The 21,865-nt window shown below is 70.0% G+C and carries 22 protein-coding genes; 7 read left to right on the top strand and 15 right to left on the bottom strand.

The genetic code is table 11. The annotated features are described in order from the left end of the window. The gene (locus tag NRF20_RS24750) at positions 1–1,113 is read left to right on the top strand and encodes a sensor histidine kinase (protein WP_398628149.1); all 1,113 of its coding nucleotides are present in this window, start codon (positions 1–3) and stop codon (positions 1,111–1,113) included. On the opposite strand, the gene NRF20_RS24745 is transcribed toward NRF20_RS24750, so the two are convergent. After that, a complete protein-coding gene (locus NRF20_RS24745) occupies positions 1,088–2,146 on the bottom strand; it encodes an NAD-dependent epimerase/dehydratase family protein (RefSeq protein WP_413753288.1) in 1,059 nt (352 codons plus the stop codon). The genes NRF20_RS24750 and NRF20_RS24745 overlap by 26 nt on opposite strands. A 204-nt stretch (positions 2,147–2,350) precedes the next feature. Further along, positions 2,351–2,854: an FBP domain-containing protein gene (locus tag NRF20_RS24740; RefSeq protein ID WP_266360298.1), complete on the bottom strand. Its 504-nt coding sequence runs from the start codon at positions 2,852–2,854 to the stop codon at positions 2,351–2,353. Positions 2,855–3,139: 285 nt separating this feature from the next. Between NRF20_RS24740 and NRF20_RS24735 the strand changes: the two genes are divergently transcribed. Both NRF20_RS24735 and NRF20_RS24730 read left to right on the top strand, forming a co-directional pair. After that, a complete protein-coding gene (locus tag NRF20_RS24735; protein WP_383072438.1) occupies positions 3,140–3,313 on the top strand; it encodes a hypothetical protein in 174 nt (57 codons plus the stop codon). Between the two features lie 235 nt (positions 3,314–3,548). Next, a complete protein-coding gene (locus NRF20_RS24730; protein ID WP_398628151.1) occupies positions 3,549–3,776 on the top strand; it encodes a hypothetical protein in 228 nt (75 codons plus the stop codon). Between the two features lie 322 nt (positions 3,777–4,098). Here the strand turns inward: NRF20_RS24730 and NRF20_RS24725 are convergent, their stop codons facing one another. Further along, positions 4,099–4,419 carry a hypothetical protein gene (locus NRF20_RS24725; RefSeq protein ID WP_266360294.1) on the bottom strand — a complete coding sequence of 107 codons (321 nt, stop codon included), beginning with the start codon at positions 4,417–4,419 and terminating at the stop codon, positions 4,099–4,101. After that, complete coding sequence (locus NRF20_RS24720) at positions 4,416–4,820, bottom strand: winged helix-turn-helix domain-containing protein (protein ID WP_398628152.1); 405 nt, start codon at positions 4,818–4,820, stop codon at positions 4,416–4,418. Before NRF20_RS24720 ends, NRF20_RS24725 begins: the two co-directional genes overlap by 4 nt. A gap of 315 nt (positions 4,821–5,135) precedes the next feature. Between NRF20_RS24720 and NRF20_RS24715 the strand changes: the two genes are divergently transcribed. Continuing rightward, positions 5,136–5,939: an SGNH/GDSL hydrolase family protein gene (locus tag NRF20_RS24715; RefSeq protein ID WP_398628153.1), complete on the top strand. Its 804-nt coding sequence runs from the start codon at positions 5,136–5,138 to the stop codon at positions 5,937–5,939. A gap of 209 nt (positions 5,940–6,148) precedes the next feature. Here the strand turns inward: NRF20_RS24715 and NRF20_RS24710 are convergent, their stop codons facing one another. Beyond that, the gene (locus NRF20_RS24710) at positions 6,149–6,985 is read right to left on the bottom strand and encodes a class I SAM-dependent methyltransferase (RefSeq protein ID WP_398628154.1); all 837 of its coding nucleotides are present in this window, start codon (positions 6,983–6,985) and stop codon (positions 6,149–6,151) included. 70 nt (positions 6,986–7,055) lie between these two features. Here NRF20_RS24710 and NRF20_RS24705 point away from each other — a divergent pair, with 70 nt between their 5' ends. Both NRF20_RS24705 and NRF20_RS24700 read left to right on the top strand, forming a co-directional pair. Then, positions 7,056–8,951, top strand: a complete 1,896-nt coding sequence (locus NRF20_RS24705) for a S9 family peptidase (protein ID WP_398628155.1) — start codon at positions 7,056–7,058, stop codon at positions 8,949–8,951. 304 nt (positions 8,952–9,255) lie between these two features. Next, positions 9,256–10,104, top strand: coding sequence for an SURF1 family protein (locus tag NRF20_RS24700; RefSeq protein WP_413754602.1), 849 nt, complete (start codon positions 9,256–9,258; stop codon positions 10,102–10,104). Between the two features lie 91 nt (positions 10,105–10,195). Here NRF20_RS24700 and NRF20_RS24695 read toward each other — a convergent pair whose 3' ends face one another. The 7 genes from NRF20_RS24695 to NRF20_RS24665 form a co-directional block, all read right to left on the bottom strand. After that, a complete protein-coding gene (locus tag NRF20_RS24695; protein ID WP_413753287.1) occupies positions 10,196–11,488 on the bottom strand; it encodes a hypothetical protein in 1,293 nt (430 codons plus the stop codon). A gap of 71 nt (positions 11,489–11,559) precedes the next feature. Further along, positions 11,560–12,222, bottom strand: a complete 663-nt coding sequence (locus NRF20_RS24690) for a SigE family RNA polymerase sigma factor (RefSeq protein ID WP_413753286.1) — start codon at positions 12,220–12,222, stop codon at positions 11,560–11,562. Between the two features lie 273 nt (positions 12,223–12,495). Then, complete coding sequence (locus NRF20_RS24685; protein WP_266360281.1) at positions 12,496–13,560, bottom strand: aspartate-semialdehyde dehydrogenase; 1,065 nt, start codon at positions 13,558–13,560, stop codon at positions 12,496–12,498. Then, positions 13,557–14,828 carry an aspartate kinase gene (locus NRF20_RS24680; protein WP_266360279.1) on the bottom strand — a complete coding sequence of 424 codons (1,272 nt, stop codon included), beginning with the start codon at positions 14,826–14,828 and terminating at the stop codon, positions 13,557–13,559. The genes NRF20_RS24685 and NRF20_RS24680 overlap by 4 nt, the downstream gene beginning before the upstream one ends. Positions 14,829–15,602: 774 nt before the next feature. Then, positions 15,603–16,262, bottom strand: coding sequence for a DUF5063 domain-containing protein (locus NRF20_RS24675; RefSeq protein WP_266360271.1), 660 nt, complete (start codon positions 16,260–16,262; stop codon positions 15,603–15,605). A gap of 113 nt (positions 16,263–16,375) precedes the next feature. Beyond that, positions 16,376–16,975, bottom strand: coding sequence for a recombination mediator RecR (gene recR / locus NRF20_RS24670; RefSeq protein ID WP_093899342.1), 600 nt, complete (start codon positions 16,973–16,975; stop codon positions 16,376–16,378). A gap of 83 nt (positions 16,976–17,058) precedes the next feature. Next, entirely contained in the window at positions 17,059–17,394 is a 336-nt protein-coding gene (locus NRF20_RS24665) for a YbaB/EbfC family nucleoid-associated protein (RefSeq protein WP_351086067.1), read from the bottom strand. 356 nt (positions 17,395–17,750) lie between these two features. On the opposite strand from NRF20_RS24665, the gene NRF20_RS24660 reads away from it, so the two are divergent. Further along, on the top strand, positions 17,751–18,524 hold the full coding sequence (locus NRF20_RS24660; protein ID WP_398628158.1) for an SLATT domain-containing protein: 774 nt from the start codon (positions 17,751–17,753) through the stop codon (positions 18,522–18,524). A 101-nt stretch (positions 18,525–18,625) separates the two neighbouring features. Here the strand turns inward: NRF20_RS24660 and NRF20_RS24655 are convergent, their stop codons facing one another. The 3 genes from NRF20_RS24655 to NRF20_RS24645 form a co-directional block, all read right to left on the bottom strand. After that, positions 18,626–19,276: a hypothetical protein gene (locus tag NRF20_RS24655; protein ID WP_266365455.1), complete on the bottom strand. Its 651-nt coding sequence runs from the start codon at positions 19,274–19,276 to the stop codon at positions 18,626–18,628. Positions 19,277–19,482: 206 nt separating this feature from the next. Then, complete coding sequence (locus NRF20_RS24650) at positions 19,483–20,256, bottom strand: GntR family transcriptional regulator (protein ID WP_398628159.1); 774 nt, start codon at positions 20,254–20,256, stop codon at positions 19,483–19,485. 105 nt (positions 20,257–20,361) lie between these two features. Further along, positions 20,362–21,735 carry an aspartate aminotransferase family protein gene (locus NRF20_RS24645; protein ID WP_266360265.1) on the bottom strand — a complete coding sequence of 458 codons (1,374 nt, stop codon included), beginning with the start codon at positions 21,733–21,735 and terminating at the stop codon, positions 20,362–20,364. Positions 21,736–21,865: the final 130 nt, after the last annotated feature.

The following is a 21,865-nucleotide window of genomic DNA, read 5'->3' as shown; positions in this document are numbered from 1 at the left end:
GTGCGCGACATACTCCTCATCGCTCTGTACGCCTTCGTCGGCGCGGCCGCGGCAGGCCTGCTGGGCGCGGCCGTACTGCGGCTGCTGCGGCTCCGCTCGGTCGCGGTGTCCCTCGCGATCGTCGCCGCCGTCGCCGTGACCGCGATGCTCGCCGGAACCCTCGCGGTGGCGTGGGCGATGTTCCTGTCACCCCACGACCTGTCCGTCGTCACCACGGTCGTCGCGATGGCGGCCGTCGTCTCGCTCGTCACCGCCCTGCTGCTGGGCCGTCGCGTCGTCGTCAGCTGCCGCGAACTCGCCCTGGCCGCCCGTGAATTCGGGGACGGCGGCGTCTTCACCGCACCTGGCCTCCCGGCTCCCGCCGAGCTGGCAGCGCTCAGCCGCGAGCTGTCGGCGACCAGCCTGCGCCTGGCCGAGTCCCGGGAACGCGAACGCGCCCTGGAGGCCTCCCGTCGCGAACTCGTCGCCTGGATCTCCCACGATCTGCGCACCCCGCTCGCCGGTCTGCGCGCCATGTCCGAGGCCCTGGAGGACGGCGTGGTCAGCGACCCGGCCCGCTACCACCGCCAGATCCGTACCGAGGTCGACCGGCTCAACGGCATGGTGGGCGACCTCTTCGAACTCTCCCGGATCCACGCCGGAGCGCTCGCACTGACCCCTGCCCGCATCTGTGTCCACGACCTCGTGGGCGACGCTCTCGCCGGCGCGGGACCGCTCGCCCGCGAGCACGGCGTCCGGCTGGTCGGCGACCGGGTCGAGGCCGTCCCCGTAGAGGTCGACGGCAAGGAGATGACCCGGGTCCTGGCGAATCTGCTGGTCAACGCCATCCGCCACACTCCCGCCGAGGGCACGGTCGCGGTCGACGCCGGACTCCGCGCCGGCTCCGTCGTCCTCGCCGTCACGGACGGCTGCGGCGGCATCCCCGCCGACGACCTCCCCCGGGTCTTCGACACCGGCTGGCGCGGCACCGAGGCCCGCACCCCGCCGGCCGGCGCAGGCCTCGGCCTCGCGATCGTCAAGGGCATCGTCGAGGCCCACGCGGGCCGCGCCGACGTGCGAAACGTGACGGGCGGCTGCCGCTTCGAGGTCACTCTCCCCGCAGCCGGCTCGTAGCGAACTCGGCCATGCCCGCGGCGAATCCGACCTCGGGCCGCCAGCCCAGTTCCGACTTCAGACGACTGGAGTCGGCCGTGATGTGCCGTACGTCCCCGAGCCGGAACTCCCCGGTCACCACCGGGGACGGCCCGCCGTGCCCGGCCGCGAGGGCCGCCGCCATCTCTCCCACCGTGTGCGGCTCGCCACTGCCGGTGTTGTACGAGGTCAGAGCTCCGGGCACCCGGACGTCGATGGCTTCGAGCGCCACCGCGTTGGCTGCGGCCACGTCCCGGACATGGACGAAGTCCCGGCGCTGTCCGCCGTCCTCGAAGACCCTGGGCGCCTCCCCCCGCGCGAGTGCCGAACGGAAGAGGGAAGCCACTCCGGCGTAGGGGGTGTCACGGGGCATCCGAGGGCCGTAGACGTTGTGGTAGCGCAAGGACACCGCACGACCACCGGTGGTACGGGCCCATGCGGCCGCCAGGTGTTCCTGGGCCAGTTTGGTCGTCGCGTAGACATTGCGCGGATCAACCGGCGCGTCCTCCCCCACGAGCCCGGGCGACAGCTCCGCACCGCACTGTGGGCACAGAGGCTCGAACCGCCCCGACACCAGATCCTGCTCGGCGCGCGGACCGGGCCGCACCCACCCGTGGCTCGGGCACTCGTAGCGCCCCTCGCCGTACACGACCATCGACCCGGCGAGCACCAGCCGCTCCACCCCGGTCTCCGCCATCGCGGCGAGCAGCACGGCAGTCCCGAGATCGTTGCAACCCACGTAGTCGGGCGCGTCCGCGAAGTCCTTTCCGAGACCGACCATCGCGGCCTGATGGCACACCGCGTCCATCCCGCTCAGCGCCTGCCGCACCACGTCCCCGTCTCGTACGTCCCCGCGCACCCACGCGGCACCGCCCGGCTCCGGCGGCCCGGTCACGCTGCGGTGCGCGGTCGGGAGCAGGCTGTCCAGCACGACCGGTTCGTGCCCGCGGGAGATCAGGGCCTCGACGATGTGGGACCCGATGAACCCCGCACCGCCGGTCACAAGTACACGCATGTGCCCCACCGTACGGACCGGGCGGCGCCGCGTCCGGGTACGCGCGCGCACGTCAGCGAGCCGTAAGAAAGCGGGCCGTCACGAGAGAGCGGGCCGTCACGGCCCCGGCCTCCGGCTCATTGCGGCCCGGCCGGGACAGGCATCCCCCTCCCCCGTCGGACGTTTCTGCTTCCTTACGGGGTGACGGGCTGTGCTCGTGAGGGCTTACGCCGCGGCGACCTTGGCCGCGAAGGCATCCAGATTGCCCGACATGCGCGCGAGGCGCTCGTCCAGCGTCAGGGACTCCTCGTACCGCCCGGAACGCAGCTTCGGCTGCCGCTTGCCCCGCAGATACAGGGGGCAGGCGAGGTCCGCGCAGATGTAGATACCGACTGTGTTGCCCTCGCGACCCCGGGCGCCCGCCAAGGGGGCAGCGAGCAGGGTGACCCCGGAGGAGGCGTGACCTGTCAGGCAGATCTGGCACATGCTGGACTTCACGGCGCTGGTACGCCTCACGGAGGGTATACGCAGAGATATCCCCAGCGGACCCTGTGTGCGGGACACCACGAGGTGTGCCCGCAGCGGCGCTCCAGGATCCACCCATCCCAAGAAGTCCAGGTCCTCCCAGGGCAGTTCGTCGAAGTCGAGCGGCAGCCGAAGCCGTGCCGCCTCACCCTTGGTGCAGTTCACGAAGGATGAGCGGATCTGTTTCTCACTCAGCGGTTCCACGGGCATCGACCCTATGTCCGTCCCCGACCGGCCCGCATCTCAATATCCCGGTGCGGTGACCGCCCGGCCGAGGGGCGGCTTTCCCCTGGGCAGTGTCCCGCCGACGGACGCCCATGCGGCGCGGATCCGGTCCGCAAAGGGGCGGATACCCGGGCTGTGGCCAGTCCCTGCCGCCTGCGTCGGGATAAGCGCTCTCGACAACGGAAGCCTGAGATGCACCTTCCGTACTCAAATGCGAATCTGGTAGTGGCCCATCGTCCGAGATCCGCTACAGGAGGCACGATCGTGGGCAAGAAGCAGAGTCGGCAGAACCGAGGTGCCCGCACCGGCGGCCACGAACGCAGCGCTGCTCCGGAGACGAAGGAACAGCCGACGCGGCCAACGGCTGCCCAGGACACGGTGCACTCGATCTCAGAACAGGTCTCCCACCGGAAGCAGCGGAGGTTCGGCCACAACTGACCCTCGTAGATCTACGACAACCGCCCTCTGTGGTGGCAACCCCGACGCGGGGTTGCCACCACAGAGGGCGGTTGTCGTCAGGGCCTACGGTTTTGGCCGTCCGGCGGCCCGGAGCGGTCCCGGAAGAGTTCTTGATGGCTTCTTCATAGGTCCTTCATGGGCGCGGTCCTACATTCGTCGCCGTCCGGCCGGAGGGGAATCCGGGCGACGGCCAATGTGCGAGGAGCCCATGAGCATGAGTGCGCGTCGGTGGTACGGGGGATGGCTGCTGATCGGGGTGGTGTCGGTGGTGACGTTGACCGTGACCGGCTGCGGGGGCGGCGGAAACAGCGGGAACGAGGTCGCCTCGGCGTCGAACGGCAAGACCGGCGCCACGGCCTCCAAGAGCGGTTCGAGCGAGCTGACCGACTATGTCGAGGGGCAGCGGAAGTGGGTCGAATGCCTGCGCGACGAGGGGTTGTGAGCTGCTGTCGGTTTGCTGAGCTGGAGTGCGTTGTAGTGAGCGGGAGTGAGTCCTGTCGGCGGGTTCACCGCGATCGGACGACGCGCCCTCGGACACCCGATCCGGCGTCGGACGGCACCGCCCCCACACGACCGGAGAGATCGTGCGAGGCATCGGACCGCCCAGGCCAGGCCAGGCAACCGAGGACGTGACGGAACCCGCCCACCCGCAACGGACCACGCCCCCAGAGACGTGCCGCCGAACGGGACGCGAAAGCGGCAACCCAGCGCATCCAACACCGTTCGGGATGCGCCCAGAACACATCGGTGGGTCCAGGACCCACTCATGCACACTGGCTAGGAACGGTTCGACACCCCCGATCCCGACTCCGGGGGCAGGATCGGACCGCCTCCGTGGCGACGCGGATGCGCTGACCGGTGTCCTTCGCCAGCGCGCCCACCGTCGGCGAGACCCCGTCCCAGGTGCCGTGCGCGAAGCCGTACGCGTACAGTTCGCCGGTGATCCGGGAGACCTCCTGCTGCCCGGCGGCGACGGAGTCGCGGACCTGGAGGTTCGCCTGCCGCAGAGTCAGCCGGGCGGTCGCCGCTGTGGCGGCCATCGCGACAAGCATCAGCAGACCGAGCGCCCGCAGTCTGAAGCTCACTGCCCCGCACCGGGCCCGTTCGCCAATCGGTATCCCCGGCCGTAAACGGTCTCCACATACCTCTGGTCCGCTCGCCCCCGCTCCAGCTTCCGCCGCAGGTTCATCACATGGGCATCGACGGTACGTTCCAGTACGTTCTGGTCGAACCCGAAGACCTGGTCGATGATCTGCGCCCGGGTGAACGCCCGTCCGGGCTCCCCAGCGAGCACGGTCAGGATGGCTAACTCCTTGCCGGTCAACACCACCGGCGCCCCGGCCACCCGTACCTCGAAACGGGCGGTGCCGATCTCCAGGTCGCCGGCCGTGAGCACCGCCGGACCGGTGCGCCCGGCCGCCGTCGACCGGCGCAGCAGCGCCCTGACCCGAGCTGTCAGCTCCCTGGGGCTGTACGGCTTGGCCACGGCGATTGACGGCCCGTCACACGGCGGCCTTCGTCAGCCTGTTCAGGCGCCGACTACTTGGCCCAGCGGGGGCCGACTCCCGCACCCCAGGAGCCATGCAGCGGGGCCCCACCGCCGCCCGAACACTCAGGTCTCGCAAGGAGATTCAGGTACCCGAGAGGTTTATCTACGCGCGGAGCCAGCACGACCGAACGATCATTCGGGCATATCAGACCAGTTCTTACACAGCTATTACCGGCGAGTACCAACAGCTGCTAGAAACGGGCGCGCAATCAACCCCCCACCCACCCCCCACACTTCGGAGGGCTGACAGCCATGTCAGTACGGAGATTCTGGGCGTCCGCATCCACTCTGGTCCTCGCCGCCGTGGCCGCTCTGGGCGTCGCCCAGCCGGCCTCGGCATCCTCGGCCGCCGCCGGCGGGTACGTCGCGCTCGGCGACTCGTACTCGTCCGGCGTCGGTGCGGGGAGCTATCTCTCCGACAGTGGCGACTGCCGCCGCAGCACCAACGCCTACCCCTACCTCTGGGCAGCTGCGAACTCACCTTCCTCTTTCGCCTTCGTCGCCTGTTCGGGCGCCACGACGAGTTCGGTGGCCGGCAGCCAGCTGGGCGCACTGAGCTCGTCCACCGGCCTGGTCAGCGTCACGGCGGGCGGCAACGACGTCGGCTTCGCCGATGTCATGCAGGACTGCGTGCTGTCCAGCGAGGCCACCTGCCTGAGCAGCGTGAGCTCGGCCGTGTCGCAGATGCAGAACTCACTTCCGTCCGGTCTGAGTTCGCTCTACGGTTCCATTCGGTCGCGGGCCCCGCAGGCACATGTCGTGGTGCTGGGATACCCGCGCTTCTACCGGCTGAGCGGCAGCTGCATCGCCGGCCTCTCGGAGAAGGAGCGGGCGGCCATCAACAACGCGTCCGACGTCCTGAACGGTGTCATCGCCAAGCAGGCGGCCGACGCCGGGTTCACGTTCTCCGGTGTGGTGGACGAGTTCACCGGGCATGAGCTGTGCTCCGGTGACGCATGGCTCAACAGTGTGACGCTCCCCGTCTACAACTCGTACCACCCCAAGGCCGCCGGACAGTCGGGCGGCTATCTTCCGGCCTTCCGCTCGGCCGCGTAGGACGCGGACGACGGAGGTACAGAAGCGCGGCGGGCCGCCGGGGTGTTCCGGCCACCCACCGCGCTTCTGTTGCGTCCAGGCACGCGCACATCGCCTCAGTCGCAGGCGGTGCGGCTTCGCGCGCGGGCGTGTCGCTTCAGGCGTGGGCAGCCGTGCCCCGTCGGTGCAGAGCGAGGCACTGACAATGGGCCTTGAGTGTCGGTCTCCGGTCAGGATCCGGCCGGGCGCGACGCCTTGACCGAGTACATCAGCGGGATGCGCGGACGGTCGGCGGGGAAGCGGTAGAAGCCGTCGCCGTGCCGCTCCAGCGCCGAGAAGCGGGCGAAGAGCGAGGCGTCGTGCTCGTGCAGGAACTCGATCCGCAGCCCGGCGGCGGCCAGTGCCGACACCACGTCGCCGATCGGGTGCTGCCATTCGACGCTGCGGTTGTGGACGGTCGGTGCGTCGAAGTCCGCGTAAGTGCCCGGCGTCTCGTCCACCCAGGCGTCACGGCTGAAGTAGTCGTGGACGACCTTCGCGCCGGTCGAGTCGTCGAGGCAGTCCGTGAGCGGATGGAACTCCGCGAGGTAGAGGAAGCCACCGGGCGCCACGAGCGATGCGGCGGTCTCGGCCCAGCGCCGGGTGTCGGGCAGCCAGTTCAGCGCGCCGACGCCGGTGTAGACGATGTCGTACGACGAGTCCGGGACGGCCTGCGCGGCGTCATGGACGTCGGCGGCGACGAACGCTGCCCGGTCCTGGGTGAACCCCAGCTCGCGGGCCAGGGCGCGCGCGGTCTCCACGGCCGGTTCGGAGAAGTCCAGACCGACGACGTGTGCGGCGCCGTGCCGGGCCCAGGAGAGGGTGTCGACCCCGATGTGGCACTGCAGATGCAGCAGCGACTTGCCCGTGACGTCCCCGACCTCGGCGAGTTCGAAGTCGCGCAGGGCGTCCTTGCCGGCGCGGAAGGAATCCAGGTCGTAGAAGTCGCTCCCGGCGTGGATGGGGACCCGCTCGTCCCAGTGCGCGCGGTTTGCCTCGTGCCAGTCGGCAGGGGTCGATGCATGCATGCCGGGAGGTTATCCACAGGCTGCGGACGAAGCGAACGAATTGTCGGCGTTCCGGCGCAGAATGGGGGACATGACTGAGACCACTGGCTCGACGGCCCCCACCGCACCGGCGACCGATTCCGCTCCGGCAACCGCTTCCGTACCGGAGTGGGAGCAGCGTTTCCGGGCGCCGCGGGTGTCGTTGCCCGACTGGGCGGAGGATGCGCCGGACCGCGCGCTGTTCGTCTCCAATGCCACGGGGACGTACGAGCTGTACGCATGGGACCGCGCGACCGGCAAGCAGCGTCAGGTGACCGACCGGCCGAACGGGACGACTGACGGCGTGCTGACACCGGACGGCGAGTCGATCTGGTGGTTCAGCGACACCGACGGGGACGAGTTCGGGGTGTGGATGCGCCAGCCGTTCCACGGCGGCGTGGGCGAGGAGGCGGTGGACGAGCCGGCGGCGCCCGGTCTCGGTGCCTCGTACCCGGCGGGGCTCGTGATCGGGCGTGACGGTACGGCGGTGGTCGGCCGTTCGACCGACGAGGACGGGACGACGGTCCATGTCGTACGGCCCGGGGCCGCGCCTGTCGAGATCTACCGCCACCGCGAGTCGGCGGGCGTCGGCGACCTGTCGTACGACGGGACGCTGATCGCCCTGGAGCACACCGAGCACGGCGATGCGATGCACTCCGCGCTGCGCGTGGTGCGGCCCGACGGGTCGACGGTCGCCGAGCTGGACGACACCGAGGGCGGTACGAAGGAGCTGGGCCTGTCCGTGCTGGGCTTCGCCCCCGTCGCCGGGGACACGAGGCTGCTGGTCGGGCATCAGCGGCGGGGCCGCTGGGAGCCGATGATCTGGGATCCGATGACGGGCACGGAGACGGACCTCGCGATCGACCTGCCCGGTGATGTGGGCGCCGAGTGGTATCCGGACGCCTCCGCGCTGCTGATCGTGCACGGCTTCGAGGCCCGCAGCGACCTGTGGCGGTACGAGCCGGGGGCGGGCAGCGCTCCCGTCCGGTTGGATACCCCCGCGGGTTCGGTGTCGGGAGCCACGGCCCGGCCCGACGGCACGGTGGAGTACCTGTGGTCGTCGGCCGCGCAGCCGTCCGTCATCCGGTCCACCTCGGGTGCGGTGGTGCTCGAGGCGCCCGGCTTGAGGGCTCCGGCCTCCGTGCCTGTGGAGGACGTGTGGGTGGACGGGCCCGGGGGCCGCATCCACGCTCTCGTGCAGCGGCCCGCCGCCCCGGCAAAGGGCCCGTTTCCCACCGTCTTCGAGATCCACGGCGGCCCGACCTGGCACGACAGCGACGCCTTCGCCTCCGGCCCCGCCGCCTGGGTGGACCACGGTTACGCGGTCGTCCGGGTCAACTACCGCGGCTCCACCGGATACGGCCGCGCCTGGACGGACGCGCTCAAGCACCGGGTCGGTCTGATCGAGCTGGAGGACATCGCCGCGGTACGGGAGTGGGCGGTGAAGTCCGGGCTCGCGGACCCGGCGAAGCTGGTCCTGGCCGGTGGCTCCTGGGGCGGCTATCTGACCCTGCTCGGCCTCGGTACGCAGCCGGACGACTGGGCCCTGGGCCTGGCGGCGGTCCCGGTCGCCGACTACGTCACGGCGTATCACGACGAGATGGAGGACCTGAAGGCGATGGACCGCACACTGCTGGGCGGCACGCCGGAGGAGGTTCCCGAGCGTTTCGAGGCCTCGTCCCCGCTGACGTACGTCGACGCCGTACGGGCGCCGGTCTACATCTCGGCGGGCGTCAACGACCCGCGCTGCCCGATCCGCCAGGTCGAGAATTACGTGGACCGGCTGAAGGGCCGTGACGCGGTGCACGAGGTCTACCGGTACGACGCGGGACACGGTTCGCTCGTCGTGGAGGAACGGATCAAGCAGTTCCGGCTGGAACTCGACTTCGCCCAGCGCCACCTCGCCACGGGGAGCGCCCCCGCCTCTTCGAGCCTGTCCGGCAAATAGGGGCGTCTGTCCCTCCTGCACGAAGCCCGCACGACACCACCGCCACGGGCCGTCGTGAGCCTGTCCGGCGATCGAGGACAAACCCGCCGGCCCCGCCACCGGGCGTCCGACGCGCCCGGGCGGGCCCGAGCGAACCGATTCGAGCCCGCCGGCGATCGAGGACAAATCGGTGACCGGCGAGCAACGCCCAGCGGTCGGGGTGCCGAGCCGGACGCCGATGGCCACCGGCCCCGTCGGCACCGCGGCCGCGCCCCACCCGGCACCCCGCTCCGGGCGACCGGAGCGGGGACCGTACCGTGGAGGGGTGTACCGGTTCCTGCTGACCCCGCGATGGTGGGGGATCAACCTCTTCGTCGTGCTGGCCATCCCGTTCTGCATCTTCATGGGCACCTGGCAGCTCGGCCGCTTCGAGGACCGCGTGCAGACGCACGACGCCGCCGAGAAGCAGCCCGCCCCGGGCACGAGGGCCGCCAAGCCGATCGACGAGCTCCTGCCTGTCGACACGGTGACCTCGGGCCGCCCCGCCACCGCCACCGGCCGGTACGCCGACCAGTTCCTGGTACCCGGCCGGGAGTTGGACGACAAGAGCGGCTTCTATGTCCTGAACATGCTCCGCACGGACAGCGGCAAGGCCCTGCCGGTGGTGCGCGGCTGGCTGCCCGGCAAGGCCGGCCACACCGCCGTGCCCGCCGCACCGACCGGCGAGGTCACGGTGACCGGCGACCTCCAGGCGTCCGAGAACGCCGGCACCGCGGGCGTCGACGCGACGGGGGGACTCCCGGACGGTCAGCTCGGCATGATCAGCGCCGCTTCCCTGGTCAACCTCGTCCCGTACGACGTCTACGACGCATGGGTGACACTCCAGGACACCGGCTCCAGCGGCGCGCTGCGTCCCGTACCGGCCGCCGTACCGCAGGGCACCGGGCTCGATCTGAAGGCCTTCCAGAACCTCGGCTACACCGGCGAGTGGTTCGTCTTCGCCGGGTTCGTGCTCTTCATGTGGTTCCGGCTGGTCCGCCGCGAGGCCGAAGCGGCGCGGGACCTGAAGCTGGGCCTCATCGACGGCGCGGACGCGGATGCGGGCAAGGATGCGGGCACGAACACCGGCCCCACCGATCCCGCCGACTCCAACGTGAGCGCCGGCACGGCCTGAGACAGGCACCTGAGACAGACATACGTGAGGGGGCCCGCCGAATCGACCGGCGGGCCCCCTCACGTATACGTCGTACGCCGTCGCCCCGGTGTCACGTCGCGGGGGCCAGCACCCCGGTCCGGTAGATCGTGCCCGCGCAGGCGTTGGAGATCTTCGTCTCCGCGACCGGTGCTCCCGCCTCCGGCGTGTGCGTCACGGCAACGCTGCCGTCCAGCACCCCGCCGCCGTCCTCGCTGCCGAACTGCGCAGCCGTATCCGAAGTCCCGTCGGTGGTACCCGTACCGGTGCCGGCGGCAGTGGCGCCGCCCGCGCCGTCCGTGCCGCCCGTCGGTGTCGGGCTCGGTGAACCTCCGGAGGTCGGGCAGGTGTCCTTCGGCACCCAGGCGAACTTCACCTCGTACGCCATGGACGGTTTCAGCAGTACCGTCCCCTGCTCCTGCGAGGGGTCGGGCAGTCCGGCCGCCGCGTCACCCGCGGTGTGCTGGACGACCGTGATCCTGGCCGGGTCGGCCGCGCCCATCGCCTGGAAGCCCACGCTGCCGCTGCTGACCACCGAACAGTTCTTGCCGGAGACATTGGCGATCCGGAACGTGCCGTACACCGTGCCGTCGGCACCCGCCACGCCCGTCTCGGCCGAGGCGACACCGAGCTGACCCGGATCGCAGGCCGGTATGGAGGCCGCCTCGGAGTTGTCCGGGTCGGCGCCCCCGCCGACCAGGTTGCCGTCGGCGCCCTGGCCACGGCCGTCGGACGGACTGCTCGTGCTCGTCGGCTGATTCCGGCCACCTTCGGCCTGCCCGTCGGTGCTGCCGCCGCTGCTCTTCCCGCCGGCTCCCGAGCCGTTGTCGGTGCCGCTGCCGCCCTGCGCCTGCTCGCCGTGTCCGGCTATCGCGGGGTTGGCGGTGCTCGAACCGCCGGAGTTCGCGACGTGGACGAAGGCGGGGACCGCGGTGCCGATGAGCAGCGCCGCTGCCGCCATACCGACGACAGCCTGCCGCCGCCTGGCACGCCGCGCGGGCACCGCGCGGTACAGATGGTCGAGGGTGCCGTCGCGGGGTTCGATGTGCTGGACGGCCCCGCGCAGCATGCGGCCCAGCGCGACCTCGTCCATGTCCGGGCCGCCACCGCCCCCCGAACCGGAACCCGCGCCAGGACCCTCGCCGAAGAGGCTGCTCAGCCCCCCGAGCTCGGCCGTCTCAGCGGCTGCGTCGCCCTCACAGAGGCCACCCGCGCCTCCCACGGACGCGAGGTCCCGATCCGCGAGATCCCGTTCCGCGTGATCCCGTTCCGCGTGATCCGTATCCGTGTCCGAGTTCGCGTCCGAGTTCGCGTCCGGGTTCGCGTCCGGGTTCACATGCGAGGCGCTCTCCGGCCCGTCGTTCACAGTTCCGTTTCCAGTCCGGTCAATCCGATGCTCACGCTCGTGGCTGTTCTCGTTCCTGCGGTAGCGCCGACTCATCCCTGCGCCTCCATCACGACGCGCAGCGCCGCGATCCCACGGGAGCCGTACGCCTTGACCGAGCCCAGGGATATGCCCAGCGTCTCGGCCACCTGGGCCTCCGTCATGTCCGCGAAGTAACGCAGCACCAGCACCTCCCGCTGGCGCCGTTGCAGCCCCCGCATCGCTTTGATCAGCGCGTCCCGCTCCAGCTGGTCGTACGCGCCCTCTTCCGCGCTCGCCATGTCCGGCATGGGCTTGGACAGCAGCTTCAGCCCGAGGATGCGGCGGCGCAGCGCGGAGCGCGACAGGTTGACGACGGTCTGGCGCAGATACGCGAGTGTCTTCTCGGGGTCCCGTACCCGGCTGCGCGCCGAGTGCACGCGGATGAACGCCTCCTGCACGACGTCCTCACATGAGGCGGTGTCGTCCAGGAGCAGAGCCGCGAGGCCCAGCAGCGAACGGTAGTGGGCCCGATAGGTCTCGGTGAGATGGTCGACCGTGGTTCCGGCAGCCACGCTCTCCTCAGCGCCCTTGCGCTGCGACGGCAGCCGTGCGGGACGTGCAGCGGGCATGGGCGCAATCACCGGCATACCGCCGGGTGCGCGGGGCCGTCTGAGCGGACGCACCGAAGCGCCGCGCAAGGGGCCCACCACTGTGATATCGAGAACCTCTGCCACGCCAGTTGGACACGTTTCCCCCCGTCAGGGTTGTACGCGCGCGGCACCGCGTTCATCGCAGTGCGAGATGCCCTCATACGTACCTGCTCTTCCACAAATGCCCCGAATATGCGCCCCGCCGTGCAAGAAGTGACCGCATAGACGCGTGCCCTCCGGCCGACGGTTGCACCAGGCCGAAAGGTCATCGTCGGATACCCCGACACCCCAGCTCAAGAGCTTCAGGCCTTCAACTTGCTCACAGGGCATTCACAGAGAGTACAAAACAGGTTCGAATCAGACCCGGAGAAATTCGGCAGCCACCGATTCGGCGATCTGCGCCACGTTCAACGCCGCTCCCTTGCGGAGGTTGTCGCCGCAGACGAACAGTTCCAGGCCCCTGGGATCGTCCAGCGACCTGCGCACCCGCCCGACCCAGGTCGGATCGGTGCCGACGACGTCGGACGGTGTCGGGAAGTCCCCCGCCGCCGGGCTGTCGTAGAGCACCACGCCCGGTGCCGTCGCAAGGATCTCGTGGGCCCGGTCGACCGCGATCTCGTTCTCGAACCGTGCGTGCACGGACATCGAGTGCGTCGCGATGACGGGTACGTAGACACAGGTCGCCGCCACCCGCAGGCTGGGCAGGTCCAGCACCTTGCGGCACTCCTCGCGGATCGCCAGCTCCTCCGACGACCAGCCGTCCCCGGCCTCGGTCCCGGCCCAGGGCACCACATTGAGGGCCACCGGCGCGGCAAAGGGGCTGCCTTCCGTGTCCCCCAGGGCCCGGCGTACGTCCCCGGGCTGCGTACCCAGCTCCGTACCGGCCACCATCGACAGTTGTTCGCGCAGCGCCGCGACACCGTCCCGGCCCGCCCCGCTCACCGCCTGGTACGAGGAGACGACCAGTTCCCGTACCCCGAATTCGGCGTGCAGCGCGCCGACCGCGACGATCAGCGAGAGTGTCGTGCAGTTCGGGCTCGCGACGATGCCGCGCGGCCTGATCCGCGCGGCATGCGGATTGATCTCGGGCACGACCAGCGGAACGTCCGGGTCCAGCCGGAACGCGGCGGAGTCGTCGATGACGACCGTGCCCTTGGCGGCGGCGATCGGCGCCCACTGCGCGGAGACGGCGTCGGGCACCAGGAACAGCGCCACGTCGACGCCGTCGAAGACGTCCTCGGTGAGTTCGAGGACTTCGCTCTCCTCGCCGCGCACGACCAGCTTGCGGCCGGCCGAACGCGGCGAGGCGATCAGTTTCACCTCGCCCCAGACATCCGCGTGCTGCGAAAGGATCTGGAGCATGACGCCGCCGATAGCCCCGGTCGCTCCGACGACCGCGAGCGAAGGACGGCGGGCGGTCATCGGCCGGTGCCCCCGTAGACGACGGCCTCGTCGGAATCGCTGTCGAGACCGAAGGCGGTGTGCACGGCGCGCACGGCCTCGTTGACGTCGTCGGCGCGGGTGACCACCGAGATGCGGATCTCGGACGTCGAGATGAGCTCGATGTTCACACCGGCGTCCGACAGCGCCTCGAAAAAGCCCGCCGTGACACCCGGGTTGGTCTTCATGCCGGCGCCGACCAGGGAGATCTTCGCGATCTGGTCGTCGTAGCGCAGCGACTCGAAGCCGATGGTGCCGCGGTTGCGCTCCAGGGCGTCGATGGCCTTGCGCCCCTCGGACTTCGGCAGCGTGAACGAGATGTCGGTCAGACCGGTCGACGCGGCGGAGACGTTCTGCACCACCATGTCGATGTTGACTTCCGCGTTCGCGATGGCGCGGAAGATCGCGGCGGCCTCGCCCGGCTTGTCGGGCACGCCGACGACGGTGATCTTGGCCTCGGAGACGTCATGGGCGACTCCGGAGATGATCGCGTGCTCCACCTTCTGGTCCCCTTGCGGCTCGTTGCTGACCCAGGTTCCGCGCAGTCCGGAGAAGGACGAGCGGACGTGGATCGGGATGTTGTAGCGGCGTGCGTACTCCACGCACCGGTGCAGCAGCACCTTGGAGCCGGATGCGGCCAGCTCCAGCATGTCCTCGAAGGAGATCCAGTCGATCTTCCGGGCCTTCTTCACGACCCGCGGGTCGGCGGTGAAGACACCGTCCACATCGGTGTAGATCTCACAGACCTCGGCATCCAGCGCGGCCGCGAGCGCGACCGCGGTGGTGTCGGACCCGCCGCGGCCGAGGGTGGTGATGTCCTTCTTGTCCTGGGACACACCCTGGAACCCCGCGACGATTGCGATGTTCCCCTCGTCCAGCGCCGTACGGATACGGCCCGGCGTCACATCGATGATGCGCGCTTTGTTGTGGACCGAGTCGGTGATGACGCCTGCCTGGCTACCTGTGAACGACTGGGCCTCGTGGCCCAGGTTTTTGATCGCCATCGCCAGCAGGGCCATGGAGATCCGCTCTCCGGCGGTCAGCAGCATGTCGAACTCACGCCCGGCAGGGATCGGGGATACCTGCTCGGCGAGATCGATCAACTCGTCCGTCGTGTCGCCCATCGCTGACACCACGACAACCACCTGGTTGCCGTTCTTCTTGGCATCGACGATTCGCTTGGCGACGCGCTTGATGCCTTCGGCATCGGCTACGGAGGAGCCTCCGTACTTCTGCACGACAAGGCCCACGTGCGCTCCTCGCTCAGTCCATTACTGCGGTCGACTCAGTTTAACGAGCAGTCCGGAAACGCCCCGCCGATACCACATGGTGAGATGTCCCGCTCAACACGTGATCATCGGTGTGTCGCCCCGAACCGCTCGTACGGGGCTGCTGCCCGCCGATCGGGCCCTTACTCCCATATGTGGCCTGGCCCACACGCGCGGCGAGCCGGGTCCGCGATTCATGTACCACCCACCTCCAGCGTGGACCGGAACCTTACGGTCCGCCCTTCGGAGGCCCCCGCCATGCGTAAGCCGCTCCGCGTGCTCCCCGCACTCCTGGCCCTGTCCGCCGCGCCCCTTGGCGTCGGTGGCGCCGCTTTCGATCTCGTTCGGCAAGACCCCGGTTGGTGTTGGCGCACCGCCGGGGTCGTCCGTTTTTCGGATTGTGGGTTCCTCAACGCGAACCCATAGCACGCACACGCTGTGACGCACGCAGGTCACGGAAAGTCACCCGCACGTGTGTGCACGGGACTTGGGAGGGCGGGCGGGATCGAACCCAACCGCCCATTCCTCAAGAAAAGGGCTCGGAGCCCGAGGCTTGAGCCCCGGGCCGACCTGCGACAACTCAGCCGCGAGCGACGGCGAAGCCGACGAAAGGAGTTCCAGCTGCTCCCGCCGGAGGTTGTGCGGGTGGTCGTCCGGATCACGCCCGAGCGCGCGGTGGCGCTGCCACAGACCAAACAACGTGACACTCGGACGTCGAGTGCCACGTTGCTGTGAAGGGTGGGTGGGCGCCGGGCGTTACTGCACCGGTCGCAGCCCCAGCGGTCCCGCGATCTCCTCGGCCATCACCCGGCCCGCCTCCTCGGCCAGCTCGTCGTCGGCGGTCTGCGAGTCCGTGTCCAGGCCGTCCAGCTCCTGGAGGGGCTGGTTGAGGCGGATGTGTGCGATGAGGGACTGGAGGGCGCGCAGAGTGGCGGATGCGGTGGAGCCCCAGTTGGAGAAGTAGGAGAACTGCCACCACCACAGGGCCTCGGTCGTGCGGTCCTCTTCGTAGTGGGCCAGACCGTGGCGCAGGTCGGTGACCAGGTCGGCCAGGTCGTCGGAGATACGGGCCGGCACCGGGGCCTTGCGGGGCTCGTACGGGTCGAAGACCTCGGAGTAGACGTCGATCGGCTCCAGCAGGGCGGCGAACCGCTCGCGCAGGCCGTCGGCGTCCGGCTCGGCGCCCAGATCCGGCTCGTAGCGCTCGTCGGGGACGATGTCCTCGTACGCACCGAGCCTGCCGCCCGCCAGCAGCAGCTGGGAGATCTGGAGCAGCAGGACCGGGACGGCCTCCTCGGGCTCCTCGACCTTGGACACCTCGGTGACCGCGACGATGAACGTCTTGATCTGGTCGGCGATCTGGACGGCGAAGTCGTCCGGGTCCTGCGTGACGGAGTTCAGCGTGGCGTCAGACATCGAGGGGACCTCCCGTGGGCACGGTCGCGAACGGTGAGTAGAACATAGCGTCGCTGAACGTAAAGCCGTCGTGAGCCGATGCAAGAACATCGGACGTCGCCATCGTGAAGGCATCAGACATCGAGCAGGCGCCTCCCCTCGAAGGCGCGGCCCAGGGTGACCTCGTCCGCGTACTCCAGGTCGCCACCCACCGGCAGGCCGCTGGCCAGCCTGGTGACCCGCAGGCCCATCGGCTTGACCATCCGCGCCAGGTACGTCGCGGTGGCCTCGCCCTCCAGGTTGGGGTCGGTCGCCAGGATCAGCTCCGTGATCGATCCGTCGGCGAGACGGGCGAGCAGCTCGCGGATGCGCAGATCGTCGGGGCCGACGCCCTCGATCGGGCTGATCGCGCCGCCGAGCACGTGGTACCGGCCCCGGAACTCACGGGTCCGCTCGATCGCGACGACATCCTTCGGCTCCTCGACCACACAGATGACCGTCTGGTCGCGGCGCGCGTCGCGGCAGATGTTGCACTGTTCCTGCTGGGCGACATTGCCGCAGACCGAACAGAACCGGACTTTGTCCTTGACCTCCAGGAGGGCATGGGCAAGGCGGCGCACATCGGTCGGCTCGGCCTGCAGGATGTGGAAAGCGATCCGCTGCGCGCTCTTGGGACCGACGCCGGGCAGCCTGCCCAACTCGTCGATGAGGTCCTGAACCACGCCTTCGTACAACGGAACGCCTTCCTGGAATGAGCTATGAATACAACTTACGAGTTCGGATCGCAGGTCAGAAGAGATCTGAAGGATCAGAAGCGTCAGAAGGGGAGGCCGGGCATGCCGCCCAGACCCTGGGCCAGCGGGCCCAGCTTCTGCTGCTGGAGCTGCTGCGCGTTCTCGTTCGCTGCCTGGACTGCGGCGACGACGAGGTCCGCGAGCGTCTCGGTGTCCTCCGGGTCGACGGCCTTGGGGTCGATCACCAGAGCACGGAGCTCGCCGGAGCCGGTCACGGTCGCCTTCACCAGACCGCCACCCGCCTGACCCTCCACCTCGGTCCTGGCCAGTTCCTCCTGGGCCGTGGCGAGATCCTGCTGCATCTTCTGGGCCTGCTGCAGCAGCTGCTGCATATTGGGCTGACCACCACCGGGAATCACGGTCGCTCCTGGCAATTCGACGACAAAATGTTTCGGTACGCCGAGCCTACGTGGTCACCGCGCAGCGCGCCCCACCCACTGGCGAGCAACTCTTTCGAGTGAGTTCCAGGCAACGTCGGCGAGACTCCTATACCTGATCACAGGCCCTGCACACCCGGGAATACCGCGATTTCGACCCCACGGCCCACCATTCGGCGGTAGGAAGGGCATGCGCTCAGGACACACAGGCGCACCGATCGTCACGCAAGGTTACGTACGCGGGACAGTCGGCAACGCCGGAGAGCAGTGATCAGCCCACCGTCGAACACACCGCCACACATCAGGTGTCGCTACGCAGAATGCAGAGGAGTACCCCGGTGAGTCAGCCGGAGATGCAGCCCGAAGGGCCGCCCCGTAACGAGCCCGGTCCGACCGGCTCGGGCTCCGGCGCACGCGGCCGGGGCGCGCGGGGCCGGGATCTGACCGGCACGCCGTTCCCGCTCGGCGACTGGGGCGAACCCGCCGAACGCCTCGACGAGCTGTACCGCTGGATCGAGGCCGATGCGCTGCACACCGCCGGCTGGTATCTGCGCGACCGGGTGTGGAAGCGGCGCGGGGCCAGGGCGCTGCGGATCGGTACGGCGGCCGGGGCGGTGGCGGGCGCCGCACTGCCGTTGCTCGATCTCACCGGGGCGCTGGGCGGGGCAGCGGGCTGGGGCTATCTGTCGCTGCTGCTGGGCGCCGCGTGCATGGCGTGCGACCGGTACTTCGGCCTGACCTCGGGCTGGATAAGAAACCTCGCCACCGCCCAGGCCGTGCAGCGGCGCCTTCAGGTGCTGCAGTTCGACTGGGCGTCGGAGTGCGTGCGGGAGGTACTCGGCCCGACCGAGGGGACGGCCAGCGAGGCCGCCGAGCGGTGTCTGGGGGTGCTGCGGCGGTTCTCGGAGGACATCACGGAACTCGTACGGACCGAGACCGCGGACTGGATGGTGGAGTTCCGGGCCGGGCCCGCGCCGATGGGGATGCAGGCGCTGTCGTCGGGCAGCCAGGGCGGCCGTACGGACCAGGGGGCGCCGCCGGGACGGTTCCCGATGCAGACGATGGCCCGGCCGAACATGCCGCGGCAGCGGCCCCCGGAGTCCCCCCGGTGATCCCACCGCGGTGACACCGAAGGCGCGTGGCTTCCTTGGTGCCGGTACTCGTACCTGTACCGGCACCTGCACCCGGTACCAGGACCGGTACCGGTATCTGCTCAGCTGAAGATGATCATGGAGCCTTGGGCGAGGCTGCGGGTGGCCGCCGCGTGCAGGCCCAGCCAGACGTGCCGCTCACGGGCGAACGGACTGGCATCGTAAGGAATCGGGCCTGCCGGCTCCTCCAGGGAGGTCGGTGCGGCGGGCGGCAGCGGGGCGGCCGGCGGGTTCGCCGGGTCGATGCCGATGGACCAGGCGACGAACTCCAGCTCCCGCAGCAACCCGTGCGCGGAGCCGAGCGGGCCGCCGCCCTCCAGCAGGTCGTCGTTGGAGAGCGGGACGGCGAAGTCCAGCGGGACGTACGCTCCCGCATGGTCGTAGTGCCAGACCAGGTGGGACTGCTGGGCCGTCGCCCCGAACATCTCCAGCAACTGCTCGTAGTCCCCGCCCAGTTCGCCGACGGGCGTGACGCCGAGGCCGCTGAGCTGGAGCAGATAGGCGCGGCGCAGGAAGTGCAGTGCGTCGTAGTCGAAGCCCGCGACCGGGGCGACCTCGCCGGTCAGGCCCGGCATGTAGGCGTACACGGGGACGGGCGGCAGTCCGGCCTCACCCAGTGCCTTGTCGTAGACGGCTATCTCTTCGGCGAACGGGTTGTCGGGGCTGTGGCACAGCACATCGACGAGGGGGACCAGCCACAGGTCACAGGCCACGAAGTCTCGCTCTCCCACGGGTGCGCATCGGAATATTCACAACGGTCGGGACAGCGTAATGCGGCAGGCTCGTCGCGCACAGTGGCCGGCGGATACGGGTAGGGGCCGGTCGTGGCCCGTGGCCCCGGCCGACGCGTTCGGCACGTGGGGGCTGCGGCTCCTGACGTGCGGTCAGCGCGTCGGGGGGCCCAGCTCCTGACGTGCGGTCAGCGCGTCTGGGGCTCTGGCTCCGACGACCCGGGGGGCGCTGCCTGCCCGGTCGGCTGCGGACCGTGGCCCGGGTGCGTGGGGTTTCCGGCCGCGAGCCGGTCCGCCCAGCTCAGCGCGTGTGCGTTGAAGTCGTCAATCACCGCGCGCACCGCGTCGTGGCTGCCGAGCGTGATCGCCGCGACCAGTTCCGGGTGGCCGTGCCAGAGCCAGTCCCGGGCGCCCGCGTCATGGCGCAGGTACGGCACCGCGAACACCCAGGCCTGGACGCGCAGCCGGTGCAGGAAATCGTTGATGTACGTGTTGCCCACGAGCGCGCCCAGCTCGCGCCAGAAACGCAGGTCGTAGCCGATGAGGATGTCGAGGTCGCCGCCCTGCGCCGCCCGTGCGGCCTCCTGGGCCCTGCGGCGTACGGAGACCAGGCAGTCCGGGTACGTCGCCGTCTGCGCGGGCGACAGCGAGGGCCCGTGGTAGATGCCGCGGATGACTCCGTCCATGACCAGGGTGCGGGCCTCGACCATCGACCGGTAGTCGGCGACGGTGAACTCACGCACCCGGAAACCGCGGTGCTGATCCGATTCGAGCAGGCCCTGCGCGGAGAGGTCGAAGAGCGCCTCGCGTACCGGAGTGGCCGAGACACCGTACAGCTCGGCGATCTGCTTGACGGTGAACTCCCGTCCCGGTTGCAAACGCCCGGCAAGCACTTCGTCACGCAGCGCGCCCGCGATCTGCTGCCGCAGCGTACTGCGAGTTACAGCTCCGCTCGCGCCCATGGCGCCCCTTCCCCTTTTTCGGCTTGGGTCACCTTAAGCCAGGGTCGCCGTGCCCGGATCCGGGCAGGGGAGGGGCGCCGTACTGCTGAGCTGCGCGGGTCCGCGCTACACGGTGTACTCGTCCGCGACCGACAGTGCCACGTCGAGAGCAGCGAGGCCCTCCTTGGCCTCGGCCTCGGTGACGTTGCAGGCCGGAACGGCGTGGGTGCGGTTCATGTTGACGAAGGGCCACAGGCCGTTCTTCTTCGCCGCCGCGCCGAAGGCCGCCATGGCCGCGTTGGCCTCGCCCGCCGCGTTGTACGGGACCAGCGGCTCGCGGGTCTCCTTGTTGCGGACCAGGTCCAGCGCCCAGAACGCGCCGAGGCCGCGGACCTCGCCGACCGACGGGTGGCGTTCGGCGAGCTCGCGCAGGCCGGGGCCGAGGACCGTCTCGCCGATGTGGGCGGCGTTCTCGATGACCTTCTCGTCCTCCATCACATGAATGGTGGCGACAGCGGCGGCGCAGGCCAGCGGGTGACCGGAGTAGGTCAGTCCGCCCGGGTAGGGGCGGGTCTCGAAGGTGGCGGCGATCTCGGCGGAGATGGCGACACCGCCGAGCGGTACGTAACCGGAGTTGACGCCCTTGGCGAACGTCATCAGGTCCGGCACCACGTCGAAGTGGTCGGCGGCGAACCACTTGCCGGTGCGCCCGAAGCCGGCCATCACCTCGTCGAGGACGAAGACGATTCCGTACCGGTCGCAGATCTCGCGTACGCCCGCGAGATAGCCGGGCGGCGGCGTCATGATGCCCGCCGTGCCGGGGATCGTCTCCAGAATGATCGCGGCGATGGTGGCGGGGCCCTCGAAGGCGAGGGTGTCCTCCAGGTGCTGGAGCGCGCGGGCGCACTCCTCGGCCTCGGTCTCGGCGTGGAACGGCGAGCGGTAGAGGAACGGGGCCCAGAAGCGTACGACGCCCGCCGAACCGTTGTCGGACGGCCAGCGGCGCGGATCACCGGTCAGGTTGATCGCGGTGGAGGTGGCGCCGTGGTACGAGCGGTAGGCGGAGAGCACCTTCGTACGGCCGGTGTGCAGCCGGGCCATCCGGACGGCGTTCTCGACGGCCTCCGCGCCGCCATTGGTGAAGAAGATCTTGTCCAGGTCACCGGGGGTGCGCTCGGCGATGAGGCGTGCGGCCTCGGAACGCGCCTCGATCGCGAACGCGGGGGCGAAGGTGGCGAGCTTGCCCGCCTGCTCCTGGATCGCGGCGACGACGGTGGGGTGCTGGTAGCCGATGTTGGTGTAGACGAGGCCGCTGGTGAAGTCCAGGTAGCGATTGCCGTCGTAGTCCCAGAAGTACGCCCCCTCGGCGCCGGCGACGGCGAGCGGGTCGATCAGGCCCTGGGCGGACCAGGAGTGGAACACGTGCGCGCGGTCGGCGGCCTTCACGGCCGCACCGGCAGCGGGGTCGACATGCGGGGCATGCGGGGCATGAGGGGTCATGCGGTGAGCGTAGGTCGCGCCGGGAGCGGCTCGACATGGCCACCTTGTATGGCGTGGGGCGCTTTGGTGGGCAGGGTGTCGGGTCGGCGCGGTGGGTGGGGGCGGGCAGCGGGAACCGGGGGCCGTCCGG

The organism is Streptomyces sp. R-74717 (assembly GCF_047305335.1).
Taxonomy (GTDB): Bacteria; Actinomycetota; Actinomycetes; order Streptomycetales; family Streptomycetaceae; genus Streptomyces; species Streptomyces atratus.
This window is presented reverse-complemented; position numbering and strand designations above follow the sequence as displayed.